We start from the raw sequence: 12,092 nt of genomic DNA on the forward strand, positions 1-12,092 counted from the left end.
AATGGGATTTGATCAGAAGGTACTGATCGTTGATGATGAAGCCGATATTGTCAGACTGCTTCAGACTGTCTTGGTCAAGGAAGGCATAGATCAGGTATATACAGCAGCTACTGCGGAAGCGGCGTGGGATGAGTTCCAGAGATGCCAGCCCGAGATCGTCATTTTGGATATCATGCTTCCGGACGGAGAAGGTTACGAGGTATGCAAGAAAATCCGTGCTGTCTCCAATGTCCCCATATTTTTCTTATCGGCCAAGGCGGAGGAGATTGATAAAATCTTGGGTTTTGCCATCGGTGGCGACGATTATATCACCAAACCGTTTAGTCCTAAGGAAGTGGCTTATCGGATTAAGGCGCGTTTCCGAAGGGCTGATCCTGTTCAACTGGAGGATAAGGCTAATCGTCTCATTAAAGTAGGCCCTTTTGAGTTAGATGAGGAGAAGGTGGAGCTGAAGAAGAATGGCAAGGTCATTCCGCTTAAACCGAAGGAGCTGGGATTGTTGACACTGCTGCTTAAACATCCGGGTCAGATCATCAGTAAGGAAAGCCTGTATGATCAGGTATGGGGTGAGGAATTCTTCGGATTTGATAATACGGTCATGGTTCACGTAAGGAGGCTGCGGGAGAAAATAGAAGATGATCCTTCAGCACCCCGATATTTGCTGACGGTAAAGGGTCTCGGATATAAGCTTGTCGCAGAGGATGAATAGGTATGAAATGGAGGTTGACCGGCAGGTATCTGTTCTCCGTTGTTCTGATTGTCGTTATCGTCATTATTATGAATATCATGGTGGTACTCGGGTTATTTGTCTTGCAGGCGATGAACGAGGATTTCCCGCTAGCTGAGAGTGAAACCTCTGCAGAGGCAATAGCCCGATCCTTTAAGGAACATATCCTTATAGCAGAATCAGGTCCGTCAGTTACCGAAAGAGGCAAGGAGATTCTTCGGGATAATCAGGCGTGGGTACAAATATTAGATGAGAACGGCAGGGAAATCTATCGGTATCTCGCACCCGAAGCGGCCAGAACAAAATATACCCCCATCGATATCGTGCAGATCTATAAGTATGTCGAGAAGGAAGTTCTCTCCACCGTCTTCATTGGCGAGAAAACAGTGCCGAACCATCGATACAGCTACTTGGTAGGTTTCACGACTCCATACCTGGAGCGGCAAGTATTAACTTTCGATTCCCGTAATCTAGGACAGGTGCTGAAGGTGTTTAGCCTGACAATCATCGCGGTTGATGGAATTATCGCCTTATGCATCGCTTATATTTTTAGCAAGCGGTTGACCAAACCACTGCATATTCTGATAGACAGCATCAAGAGCCTGGCTAACAAGAATTACAACGTCTACCATAGACCTAAAGGGGTATACAAGGACGTCTTCTCCAACATCAATCATCTATCTCAGGAACTGAAGTCAAGCGAAATGGAAAGAAAGAAATTGGATGCCATGAAGGAAGAATGGATTGGTAATATCTCGCATGATATCAAAACACCTCTCGCTTCGATACAAGGGTATGCCGAGATGATGAAGGATCCGGAGTATCAGTTCTCCGTTGATGAGATGAGGGATTACGCCGAGATCATTGAACGCAAATCCATCTACTTGAAAGACGTCATTGAGGATTTGAATCTGTCCACGCGATTAAAGAATAGGGAGCTGACGTTGAATAAAAAAAATATCAATATCGTGCGTCTGGTTCGAAATGTTGTAATTGATACACTCAATGATGCTCGATATTCCAATCGAACCATCGATTTTCAGTGCAGTGACGAGTTCATATCCATCGAGGTTGATGGTATTCTGATTCGCAGAGCCATAAGCAACCTGATCTACAATGCTATCGTCCACAATGAAGAACATATCGTCATTAAGGTCCGGGTGGAGAAGAATGGGCTTCATACCCTGATCCGTGTTGAAGACAATGGGAAGGGCATTAAGCAGGAGGAGCTTGGGCGAATATTCGATCGGTATTTCCGGGGAACGAATACAGGTGAATTGCACAAAGGATCAGGCCTCGGCATGGCGATAACGCATGATATTATTATTGCGCATGGAGGAGATATCCAGGTCAAGAGTGAGGTCGGTCAAGGCACCACGATTGAAATCCGGCTATAGGAATTAATTAGATGCAAGCGGGTTATCCTAACAACAAGGATAGGCAGCGAATCGCGAAGCGAGCGCAAAGAGCGCTGGTAAAGGATTCATGAACGGCATATTAACTAACCGCGAGAATTCGCGGTTTTTTTGTGTTGGTGAACTTAAGGAATTTTTAATATTTTTCACACTTTTTCTTAACAAATGGTCTCTAATCTCTAATCAATGGGAGGAACAGACAGCAGAGGGAGATAGAAATTAAGAGGCTTCACAACTGGTTGATCTTTCGTGAGGGCAAATAACATTGGGTATTGTCAAACTGTACGACTTAGACCAGAATTATAATGGTATTAGCTTTATGATGGAGGCGTTGAAGTTAGCAGCACACTATGCTTGTTATGGTTTGAGTTAATAAATACGTATTGAACGTCAGGTCAGGAGAAATAAGAAAATGAATAAGAAGATATTGATCGTCGAAGACGATATTCACATTTCCAATATCATTAAAATGAATCTCAACATCGTGAACTATGCGACCACGGAGGTATATGATGGATTGGCGGCGCTGGAGGCAATAGAACGTGAGACGTTTGATCTCATTCTGTTAGACGTTATGATTCCCAAGATAGATGGTTTTGAATTGATGTCAAAAATCCAACGCCATCGTATACCCGTTATTTTCCTTACCGCAAAAAACTCGGTATACGACAAAGTCACCGGACTCAAATTAGGGGCGGATGATTACATGGTCAAGCCTTTTGAGGCGATCGAGCTCTTGGCCCGTATTGAAACTGTGCTACGCAGATACGGCAAAGAAGAATCCATGATGCAATTTCAAGACGTTCAAGTCAACATGGACAAAAGGGAAGTGACCATCCATAGCCAACCTGTAGAGCTGACACCGAAGGAATACGATTTGTTAGTTGTGTTGCTGAAAAATAAGAATATCGCCCTCTCACGAGAGCAATTTCTCGATAAAGTATGGGGCGGCGACTATTTCGGTGAAACAAGAACGGTCGATATGCATATCAAATCGCTGCGCAAAAAGCTTCATTTGCAGGAAAATATCAAAACCATATACAAAATCGGCTACCGGCTGGAGGATTGATCGATGAAGTTTTGGCATAAAATTTATTTGTCTTCGATTCTATCCTTCGTTTTTATCTTTAATGCTGCCTGTATCATGGTCATTGAGAGAAATCATAGCAAGATGCTGCAGCAGGAAATCAACAGCGGTATCAGCCAGAACATGAACATTCACTCTAGTGTCAACGCGATCGTTCCGACTCTTCGCATCTATGATTCCATTGATTACGAGAAAACCGTGTTAACGAATATTGCCAAAGAATTTGTCGAGAAAAACGTTGATCAGCACACATACATGGATATTATGAATGACAAGGGGCAGTCTATCTTCAGCAATATGGACTTTAAGATGCCATCGCAGCGCGAGGAATTGGACAAACTGGCCGCGGATGAAATCAAATATATTTTGAGGGATATCGACGGACGTACTTTATTGTTTACAACGAATATTACGGATATCAATCATAAAAATTATGTGTTCACCTATATCAAAGACATTTCTTTTGTGTATCAGGAGCGCCTGGCTCAGTATAGCTTTTTCATTAGAGTGGATATGGCCGCAGTTTTACTCTATATGATTATTATGTTTTTCATAAGCAGAGGACTGACAAAACCGATCAAACAACTTAACCAAACGGCTCAAATCATTGCAAAAGGAAATTTTTCGGAACGTGTGCAGCTGAAATCAAAGGATGAGATTGGCGTTCTGGCACGTAATTTCAATGATATGGCCGCCGTTGTCGAGGATAAAATCAATGAGTTGGAGCTGCATAATCAAGAGAAGCAACGATTCATTAACAATTTTACTCATGAATTAAAAACACCGTTGACATCAATAATCGGATATGCGAATTTTCTTCGGATATCCAAGTACAACAAAGAGCAGCTTCTAGACGGACTGAATGTGATTTACTACCGAAGGAAAACGGTTGGTAGTCACTTTCGTTGAAACTGATGGATTTGATCCTGCTTCAGGAGGATCAATATCAATTAGAAAAACATGATCTGGTAGCAATCATTGCTGAGATTAAATCTACGATGGAGTTGAAAGCTAGGGAGAAGCACGTTACGATTGCTATCGATTGCGAAAAAGGCAGTCTGTTGTTGGAAAAGGATTTGATAAAAATCGTGATCTTCAATCTCGTGGACAATGCTCTCAAGGCATCTGCTGCAGAACAAATCATTACGATTCGTGCATACTGGCGCGGCAGTCGATACGTGCTGGAAGTCATCGACCAGGGTATCGGGATTCCCAAAGAGCATCAAGACAAAATCTTTGAACCGTTCTATGTGGCGGATAAAAGCAGAACGAGAGGAAACAATGGAGCGGGCTTAGGCCTTTCTATATGTCAAAGCATAGCTCGTATACATCATGCCATCTTTGAAGTGAGTAGTGAAGAGAATCAGGGTACGACATTCAGACTCATCTTCGATCAAGGAGAACGAGAAGGCGGGGGGATACAATGAACAAGCTCAGCTTTCTTATTATTTTCGCTGTGTTCATGATCTTAACGACGGGTTGCGGTGGATTCTATAACAGCATCGAGAAGGACAAGGTCATGGTTAAAAAAATAAGCAATGAGCGAGAAAGCAATGAAGTGAACTACGAAGGCGTGCTTTCACAAGAGGCCGTGAAAACATTAAGCATAAATGCGGTCAACAAGTATTTCAATGAACAATTAACGTTGAACCAAGTTCAATTTGAGCTAATGGCGGCAGATCAAAACAAGTTGAAAGAGCTGGTCGAACAAAACATTGCCTCGCGTGCATCTCAGAAGGATAGGGAGGATGCCAAAACAGAGTTGAATGATATTCCCGATGGCCTGTACTATGTTACGATGACCATAACTCCCACTCGCAAAAAAGGATACGATATCGTATTGAATGCAAGAGATGGCAATGTCCTGAAAATCTCTAATTTCCAGAAATCGGACTATCAAACAACAGTAGATATAAATAAAAATATACCTTCTTCTAAAATAACTGAAACCTCGGGCAAGTTTATTCAAGATAAGGAAGGTTACTCTTTATCAGATTTGAGTGCGGATTTTGGCTCGTTTAGCTCGGCAGATGAAGCAGAGATATATTACAGGAGTAAGAAAGACAATTCATTGAAATATCAAATTACAGTTAATTTAACCAGCATGAAAGTTACAGGCTTCAACAAAGATCTGATGGTAATGCTCAAGAATTATCCGAGATCGCCTGTCAACCTTCAAAACCAAGACTAGCTGCATAAAGCAGCTAGTCTTTTTTTGTGCGTGCGGACTATTTTCAACAATTACAACTTCATTACAACTCCATCTCACTTATCATATATCGCAGTTTTATACTGTCCATATAAGCGAAGTAGTGATAGAGAGGAGATTTAAAAAGTTGTTTAACCTACGGAGAAGTTTTAACCTTCCTCAGACAGCGCTCACCAATGTCAGACTATAAACAATGCTATATGACGGGGATTTGATGTAATCACAAGGACGGTTCTGAGGAAGACGCATCCGCAGATTGCTTCAAGCCATAGGGATCGTTGCTGCCTGCCTATATTTCTTGTTATTGACAGGTACCGGGGGATCGACTGCATTTAGTGGAGATATCTGGTCAATTTTAACTTATTATGGTCCGCAAAGAACAGCGTTCATCTGTAACGGGATGGAGCCCAGGCCTATGCTTCATATCTTGCTCAATCTATTCGTAATAGCGATAGATGAGCAAGGGCAGAAACTCACAATATTTTGGAATTTGAAAGGAAGTTTACTCTATGCCCAACTGGATTCGAAAATCGCTGACGGAAATTACTATAATCGGCAGGGTTCAGCGGTCTGATCCGCTCGTTTCATACAACAACATGGAAACAACGACTCCGTTATGGATGAAGAGCGACGTTCGATGTGCTGATTTGGACCATTCAGGGCAACAAGATGGGGTTGCATCTAGGATCACGCTGCCGGAGGAGGAATCATCCGATGGATGGGATTAATTTCGGTCGTCGTCTCCTTCGAGTCTTCCGCTCCGACGGATCATATGCCGCTTTGTTTTTGATTCCGAGTGTAGCGGGAGTGACCTTGTTTTTTTTCCTGCCCTTTGGAATTGGCTTTTATTACTCGCTAGTGGATACGCCGATCGACGGTAAGCTCGTCGGTATCCGCAATTATATCGATCTGCTCAGCAACAATTCGTTCAAACGAGCGTTATGGAATTCGTTTTTATTCACCGCATTATGCGTACCGATCAATATGATGCTCTCCCTTCTGTTGGCAGGCTTGCTGAACGGCAAGGTGTACGGGCAGCGCTGGTTCCGCTTGTCGTTCATCTCGCCGCTCGTCATTCCGGTCGCTTCCGTTGTGCTGATCTGGCAAATTTTTTTCGAACGGAACGGGACGCTGAACGGCTGGCTGGAGGCTTGGGGGATGGAGCCGGTTGATTGGATGGACAGCGAGTCGGCAATGTTCATCGTCATCTTGATCTATATTTGGAAAAATGTCGGTTACAACATGCTGCTGTTTTTGGCGGGCCTGCAGAACATACCGGAGCATCTTTATGAAGCGGCCCGCATCGATGGAGCGGGGCGATGGCGCCAATGGCGCTCGATCACCATCGTTTATCTTACCCCGACGACCTTCTTCGTGTTCGTTATGTCCATCATTAACTCGTTTAAGGTATTCCGAGAAACGTATATGCTTGCAGGGCCTTATCCGCATCAAAGCCTGTACATGCTCCAGCATTTTATGAACAACATGTTCCAGCAGCTAGATTATCAGAAAATGACTTCTGCGGCGTTTCTGATGGCAAGCGCAATTGTTTTGATGGTTCTTGTTTTGTTTACCGTAGAACGCCGATTCAATCGGTGGTTATAAAAGGGCGACTCGATGCCTTGGAAGGAGAGTGGAGCCGAATGAAGTCAGGCGGAATTATGCTGCGCGGGAAATTTGGCAGCAAATTATATAAAGGAGTGTTAACCGCATTCCTGGCGCTGCTTGTCGTCGTCTTTGTTTTCCCAATCGTGATGACAACGATCCATTCCTTCAAAACGCCTAGTGAAATAAAAAGCGAGCTGAAGCCGATTATCAAGAGTTCCGATGAAGAGGAGCAAAACAATCAGCAGTCAATCGGGGAAGAGAACAAGTACGTCCAGCTTAAGCTGATCCCGTCAAAAGCGACGTTGAACGCCTACTACGACATTCTGTTAGCTCAGCCGCAGTTTTTGATGCTGTTCTGGAATTCCATGAGGCTGACGGCGCCGATTGTGGCCGGGCAGGTCATCCTATCGGTCCTAGCCGCATACGCCTTCTCCCAGCTCCGCTTCCGCCTTAGGGAGCCGCTGTTTTTCGCTTATATTGTCGTCATGCTGATGCCGTTCCAGGTTACGCTTGTGCCGAACTATATTATGGCGAATTCACTTGGTTTGCTCAATTCGGAATGGTCGATTATTCTGCCGGGCATGTTCAACGCATTCGGGGTGTTTCTCATGCGGCAGTTCATGCAGGTTGTTCCCTACAGCTACATTGAAGCAGCCCGCATGGACGGAGCCGGGCATTTGAGAATTCTGCTTACGATTGTGCTGCCCATGTGCCGATCCGGAATAGCCGCGCTTGCGGTTCTGGCCTTCATCGACAACTGGAACATGGTCGAACAGCCGCTTATTTTTCTGAAAGATGCCATTAAACAGCCCTTGTCCGTATATCTCGCTTATATCAGCGAGGACGATATAGGCCTCGCGTTCGCGGCATCAGTCATCTACATGCTGCCTGCGATTTTGCTTATGCTTCATGCGGAGAAGGAGCTTGTCGAGGGTGTACAGCTTTCAGGCGTTAAAGGATAGAAAGGAGAATCGATATGGAAGCTGCAGTTTTAACCGAAGAGAGATCCTCCGGCAAATACAAAAAAAAGAAAAACGGGTGGAATCATGGTCGCATTTATTTTAATGATGCTCGTGCTTACGTTATTTTCCAATACGATCCTTGAATACTCTCTACCCCGGGTTTCAGCTGCTAGCCCGACCTTCGGCAGCCTCATCTTCACCGTAAACGGCTCCGGCTCGGTTGAGGCGGCGGAAGAGGTCAAGGTGATATCCGAGAATGGCGCTTGGCCGGTGAAGAAAGTGGAGGTGGAGGTCGGTGACAAGGTCAAAAAGGGCCAGGTGATTGTCCGATTCGATACGTCGGATACGGAAGAGCAGATCGAGACGGAGCATCTGAACTACGAGAAACAGCAGATCACTCTAGAAAAGCTGCAGACCAGCTATAAGGAAGCGAAGCAGGCTGCGGATGACAAGCTGGCAGCCGGATTTGCCCGCGATATCGAGAGCGCCAAGCTCGATCTGGACGCCCAGAAGCGCAAAGTCGACCGCCTGAGAGAGGAAATCAGCAACTACGCGGTGCTGACCTCCTCGCAGGAAGGCGTTGTCTCCGAGGTTCTCGCCACAGTTGGCGCGCTTGTCTCTCCCGGGACTGCTGTTGTTAATCTCCAAGTAGCAACGACAAGCTTCGAGTTCAAAGCCGATGTAACCAATGAACAGGCGAAACGCTTGAAGGCTGGAGATCTCGTTAAAATTACGATTCCAAGTCTGGACGATGCCGAATTCGAGGTCAAAATCCAGTCCATTCAAACAAAAAAGCTCGACCAGCCGGAAGGCCCGCAGAACAACACTCCAGGCGGAGGCCTGCAGCAGACCGCGGATCAGAAGGAAATGGTGGCTGTTATTAAGGACAAGCGACTTGAAGGGGGTGAGGCCGGGGATTTCGAATGGACAAAAGAAGCAGGTTCAGAGGAGGATGGTAAAACACTCGTTCCAAACAGCGCAATTCGGGAGAGCAATGAAGATGGGAAATTTGTCTACCTCGTTTCCGAAAGAGAGGGCTCTCTCGGCAAGGAGTATTTCATTCGCAAGGTCAAGCTGACCGTTGAGGAGTCTGATGCGGAATACACCGTGGTCAAGGACGGGATCGGTCCGTCCGATAGGGTAGTCACTTCCAGCAATAAGCCGATTGAGGAAGGCAAGAGGGTGCTGGTATCCAACGGAGACGGAACGGAGTGAGGATAATGCGTTTAGCTACTTTTCTGGTGGCCATCGGCATGTTTCTGATGTGTTTCAGCAGCGTGTTCTCCGAAGCCGCCGTCATGGCATGGCAGCAGTCGGGCGGGACGATCGGCTCCGAGCGGATTAATCTGCAGGTGCAGGCAAGCTCTGTTCCGGGTCAAATCGGGATTGCCGGCTACACCGACCAAGAGGTGAATAAGCTGATCGAGTCCTGGAATGGAAAAGCGGCTTACTCCATAAAAGGAAGTTTCCCTTTGAAGGCGGATAACCGCCAGAAAGAGGTTAACACTGCCGGAATCGGCGGGGATTATAGCGACTTTACGTCCATCTTGCTGGATAGGGGCAGCATGATTTCAAAAGCGTCTATTGAACGCAGGGATCAGGTCGTTGTCATTAGCGACAGCCTGGCCGACTACCTGTTCGGCTCTGCGGATGTTTTGGGCAAAGAGCTTTTCATCCGAGACAAGAAGTTTCGAATCATTGGCATTTACCGTTCCGAAAATAACCTGATGGAATGGATGACCAAGGGTGTCAGGCCGGAGGCGCTGCTGCCGTCAACCGTATTTGCCGATTTAAGCCCGGAATCTCGGGTAGGAACCATTTTGCTTGAAGCGTCCGGGGATGCGCTGCTGAACGGGGAGGCGGAAGTCCATAAAGCGTTGATGGATAACAACCTGTCCGTTGAAACTTACAAAATTCGTATCGGCGAAAAAAGCTTAAGGCTGATTCAGCAGCTTCCGCGCTTGCTTCCGGCGCTGACGGGTATTCTCACTCTTGTACTAGGTCTGATGTGGATGCGGAGAATCGCCGGTGGCACATACAGCCGAATGAAGCTGGCGCTGCAGATCGGCGACTCCAACGAGGTAATGAAACGGGAAAGGTTTTATATGCTGAAGCAGATGCTGTCATTTTTTGCAATTGGCGTCAGCACAGCCGTGTTAGTGCTGCTTGCTCGATTTTCTTTTTTCTATCCCTGCTGAGTATATTCCCGGCCGATGGATTGATCTGAGCTTTTTCAAAACAAAGCTCTTCCAGCATTGGCAGGAGCAGCCCGCTTTATTCGGACATATGCTTCCCTATCAATTGATGGAGGACCGGCTTAATTCCTATATCCCGGTTGTGGCAGCAATCGGCTTGCTGCTTGGCTTACCCTTATTCCTGCTTGGAATTCGAGAATGGAGAATGATCGCCCTCCCCTCTTCGGATCGATTTATCCGTTTGTTTTACTGTATCGCTGCATGTTATTTGGTGCTGGGTCTAGCCCTGCTGCTGCTTGGCTTGCCACAGCTTATTTCGCCCGGCTTATGGGGTTCACTGTTCGGATTTAGTTTATTCATGGCAGCTTATAGGCAGCCGAATCGAGAGGATGATTATGTTGAGCATTAGATGGAAGATTGGCAAAAAAGGTATAGTCTTATGTATTCTGGCAAGTGCAGTTGCCTTATCGGCCTGCAGCTCGGGATCCAATACCCCGGCAGTGGGCTCTGCCAGCGGTTCTCAAAGCGCGGAGCAGGGTTCAGGCGAGAGCAGCTCGGGATCCAATGTCATTACCGTATCGGTCGTTACGTCCAACCGATTCCTGGAGCTGGCGAAAGAGAAATATGAAGCGGCCAATCCCGGCGTTACGATTGAATTGAAACAATCCTACGAAACTCCCAAACCACAAGGCGGGGCTATGGCGCCCTCGCGTCCGGTCGGATACGATCCGGCTGCAGTGGAGAAGCATGTCACTACCGTCAATACGGAGCTGATGAACGGCAATGCTGCCGATCTTATTATGGTTGATTCGCTGGCGTATACCAAATACGCTGATAAAAATCTGCTGGTTGATTTGCAGTCTTATATGACAGAAGAAAAGGGTTTTAACGACGAAGATTATTACATGAACATTTTTGACGCGCTTAAATATAAGGATGGCTTGTATGCGATTGCTCCAAACGTCGTTCCGGATATATGGTTTGGGAATAAAAAACGGATTATTGACTTGGAGCTTGATCCGAATTCATGGACCTGGGCTCAATTTTCCGAAAAGCTGGGAGAGCTTGCCAAGCAAGGCGAAGATCCAGTTGTACAATACGTTGTGCCTGAATATTTCACCAGTGAAAGAGTTGGTGAAAATATCGACAAGTTTATGAACCTGAACGAGAAAAAAGCCAGTTTTGACAGCCCTGAATTCATCGGTTTGCTGAACGAAATCAAATCCTATTACGACAACGAGATTCTTCAGGAACCTGAGTCATACGGAACCAGATCGGGCAAAGCGGGCGAGAGTCTGAATTTGAAGGAAGCTTTCGTTAAATCCAAGCTGCAACGATTTGAGTCGCTTAACTTTGGGAAAATGCTGTTCGCCGACCCACAGGTGTTCATGCCGCCTATAGAGGACGGCGGCAAAGGTAATTCATTTCGAGTAGGCATGCTGCTTGCGATGAATGAAAAGTCGAATAATAAGGACAAGGCATGGGACTTCCTTAAATTTCTTCTATCGGAAGAGATGCAATCAGAGCAGGATTTGCAAGGTCTGCCGGTCAACAAAAAAACCGCCGAGACGCAAATCAGCGCGCTTGAGACAGCGGGAGAGAATAAGCTGTCAACGGAAGAAGTCGCAAAAGCGAAGGAGATTATACCTCAGCTGGCGCGTTATGGCGGAATCGAACCCAAAATCAACGACCTTGTGATGGAAGAAACAGTACTATTCTTTAAAGGCGAAAAAACTGCTGAGGACGTAGCCAAAACACTACAAAACAAAATTACACTGTACATGGAAGAATAATCATATTGGCCAATGACTTCAATGGGTCACGGGCAAGTCAACACCGGACGGCAATCTATTTAAACGAACAGGTTGATGAAACATGAAGCAGCCCAC

The 12,092-nt window shown here is 46.0% G+C and carries 14 protein-coding genes; all 14 read left to right on the top strand.

From position 1 onward, the window contains the following. Position 1 precedes the first annotated feature (1 nt). The gene (locus PVOR_RS14305) at positions 2–709 is read left to right on the top strand and encodes a response regulator transcription factor (protein WP_006210008.1); all 708 of its coding nucleotides are present in this window, start codon (positions 2–4) and stop codon (positions 707–709) included. Positions 710–711: 2 nt separating this feature from the next. Continuing rightward, positions 712–2,124, top strand: coding sequence for a sensor histidine kinase (locus tag PVOR_RS14310; RefSeq protein ID WP_006210009.1), 1,413 nt, complete (start codon positions 712–714; stop codon positions 2,122–2,124). 430 nt (positions 2,125–2,554) lie between these two features. Further along, complete coding sequence (locus tag PVOR_RS14315; RefSeq protein ID WP_006210011.1) at positions 2,555–3,211, top strand: response regulator transcription factor; 657 nt, start codon at positions 2,555–2,557, stop codon at positions 3,209–3,211. 3 nt (positions 3,212–3,214) lie between these two features. After that, a complete protein-coding gene (locus PVOR_RS31755; RefSeq protein ID WP_234972891.1) occupies positions 3,215–4,138 on the top strand; it encodes a HAMP domain-containing protein in 924 nt (307 codons plus the stop codon). 5 nt (positions 4,139–4,143) lie between these two features. Next, positions 4,144–4,656, top strand: coding sequence for a sensor histidine kinase (locus PVOR_RS31760; RefSeq protein WP_234972909.1), 513 nt, complete (start codon positions 4,144–4,146; stop codon positions 4,654–4,656). Next, positions 4,653–5,420, top strand: a complete 768-nt coding sequence (locus PVOR_RS14325; RefSeq protein ID WP_006210012.1) for a hypothetical protein — start codon at positions 4,653–4,655, stop codon at positions 5,418–5,420. Before PVOR_RS31760 ends, PVOR_RS14325 begins: the two co-directional genes overlap by 4 nt. 527 nt (positions 5,421–5,947) lie before the next feature. Beyond that, positions 5,948–6,166 (top strand): hypothetical protein, encoded by a 219-nt coding sequence (locus PVOR_RS14330; protein ID WP_036642719.1) that lies wholly within the window; start codon positions 5,948–5,950, stop codon positions 6,164–6,166. Further along, entirely contained in the window at positions 6,153–7,043 is an 891-nt protein-coding gene (locus PVOR_RS14335; protein ID WP_006210014.1) for a carbohydrate ABC transporter permease, read from the top strand. The genes PVOR_RS14330 and PVOR_RS14335 overlap by 14 nt, the downstream gene beginning before the upstream one ends. 38 nt (positions 7,044–7,081) lie before the next feature. Then, positions 7,082–8,008 (top strand): carbohydrate ABC transporter permease, encoded by a 927-nt coding sequence (locus tag PVOR_RS14340; protein WP_006210015.1) that lies wholly within the window; start codon positions 7,082–7,084, stop codon positions 8,006–8,008. 14 nt (positions 8,009–8,022) lie between these two features. Then, positions 8,023–8,151: a hypothetical protein gene (locus PVOR_RS32535; protein ID WP_268741793.1), complete on the top strand. Its 129-nt coding sequence runs from the start codon at positions 8,023–8,025 to the stop codon at positions 8,149–8,151. Further along, on the top strand, positions 8,114–9,223 hold the full coding sequence (locus tag PVOR_RS14345) for an efflux RND transporter periplasmic adaptor subunit (protein ID WP_419144511.1): 1,110 nt from the start codon (positions 8,114–8,116) through the stop codon (positions 9,221–9,223). The genes PVOR_RS32535 and PVOR_RS14345 overlap by 38 nt, the downstream gene beginning before the upstream one ends. A gap of 5 nt (positions 9,224–9,228) precedes the next feature. Beyond that, on the top strand, positions 9,229–10,206 hold the full coding sequence (locus tag PVOR_RS14350) for an ABC transporter permease (protein ID WP_006210017.1): 978 nt from the start codon (positions 9,229–9,231) through the stop codon (positions 10,204–10,206). 88 nt (positions 10,207–10,294) lie between these two features. After that, positions 10,295–10,612, top strand: coding sequence for a hypothetical protein (locus PVOR_RS14355; protein WP_160163998.1), 318 nt, complete (start codon positions 10,295–10,297; stop codon positions 10,610–10,612). Further along, on the top strand, positions 10,599–11,996 hold the full coding sequence (locus PVOR_RS14360; protein WP_040680619.1) for an ABC transporter substrate-binding protein: 1,398 nt from the start codon (positions 10,599–10,601) through the stop codon (positions 11,994–11,996). The genes PVOR_RS14355 and PVOR_RS14360 overlap by 14 nt, the downstream gene beginning before the upstream one ends. Positions 11,997–12,092 lie beyond the last annotated feature (96 nt).

This window comes from Paenibacillus vortex V453, from assembly GCF_000193415.1.
GTDB classification, from domain to species: Bacteria; Bacillota; Bacilli; order Paenibacillales; family Paenibacillaceae; genus Paenibacillus_AQ; species Paenibacillus_AQ glucanolyticus.

What these genes read in the sequence shown, in the direction of transcription:
- PVOR_RS32535 (WP_268741793.1), top strand. Translation starts at nt 8,023, where the DNA reads ATGGAAGCTGCAGTTTTAACCGAAGAGAGATCCTCCGGCAAATACAAA.
- PVOR_RS14305 (WP_006210008.1), top strand. Translation starts at nt 2, where the DNA reads ATGGGATTTGATCAGAAGGTACTGATCGTTGATGATGAAGCCGATATT.
- PVOR_RS14340 (WP_006210015.1), top strand. Translation starts at nt 7,082, where the DNA reads ATGAAGTCAGGCGGAATTATGCTGCGCGGGAAATTTGGCAGCAAATTA.
- PVOR_RS14360 (WP_040680619.1), top strand. Translation starts at nt 10,599, where the DNA reads ATGTTGAGCATTAGATGGAAGATTGGCAAAAAAGGTATAGTCTTATGT.
- PVOR_RS14325 (WP_006210012.1), top strand. Translation starts at nt 4,653, where the DNA reads ATGAACAAGCTCAGCTTTCTTATTATTTTCGCTGTGTTCATGATCTTA.
- PVOR_RS14310 (WP_006210009.1), top strand. Translation starts at nt 712, where the DNA reads ATGAAATGGAGGTTGACCGGCAGGTATCTGTTCTCCGTTGTTCTGATT.
- PVOR_RS14330 (WP_036642719.1), top strand. Translation starts at nt 5,948, where the DNA reads ATGCCCAACTGGATTCGAAAATCGCTGACGGAAATTACTATAATCGGC.
- PVOR_RS14345 (WP_419144511.1), top strand. Translation starts at nt 8,114, where the DNA reads ATGCTCGTGCTTACGTTATTTTCCAATACGATCCTTGAATACTCTCTA.
- PVOR_RS14355 (WP_160163998.1), top strand. Translation starts at nt 10,295, where the DNA reads ATGCTTCCCTATCAATTGATGGAGGACCGGCTTAATTCCTATATCCCG.
- PVOR_RS14335 (WP_006210014.1), top strand. Translation starts at nt 6,153, where the DNA reads ATGGATGGGATTAATTTCGGTCGTCGTCTCCTTCGAGTCTTCCGCTCC.
- PVOR_RS31755 (WP_234972891.1), top strand. Translation starts at nt 3,215, where the DNA reads ATGAAGTTTTGGCATAAAATTTATTTGTCTTCGATTCTATCCTTCGTT.
- PVOR_RS31760 (WP_234972909.1), top strand. Translation starts at nt 4,144, where the DNA reads ATGGATTTGATCCTGCTTCAGGAGGATCAATATCAATTAGAAAAACAT.
- PVOR_RS14315 (WP_006210011.1), top strand. Translation starts at nt 2,555, where the DNA reads ATGAATAAGAAGATATTGATCGTCGAAGACGATATTCACATTTCCAAT.
- PVOR_RS14350 (WP_006210017.1), top strand. Translation starts at nt 9,229, where the DNA reads ATGCGTTTAGCTACTTTTCTGGTGGCCATCGGCATGTTTCTGATGTGT.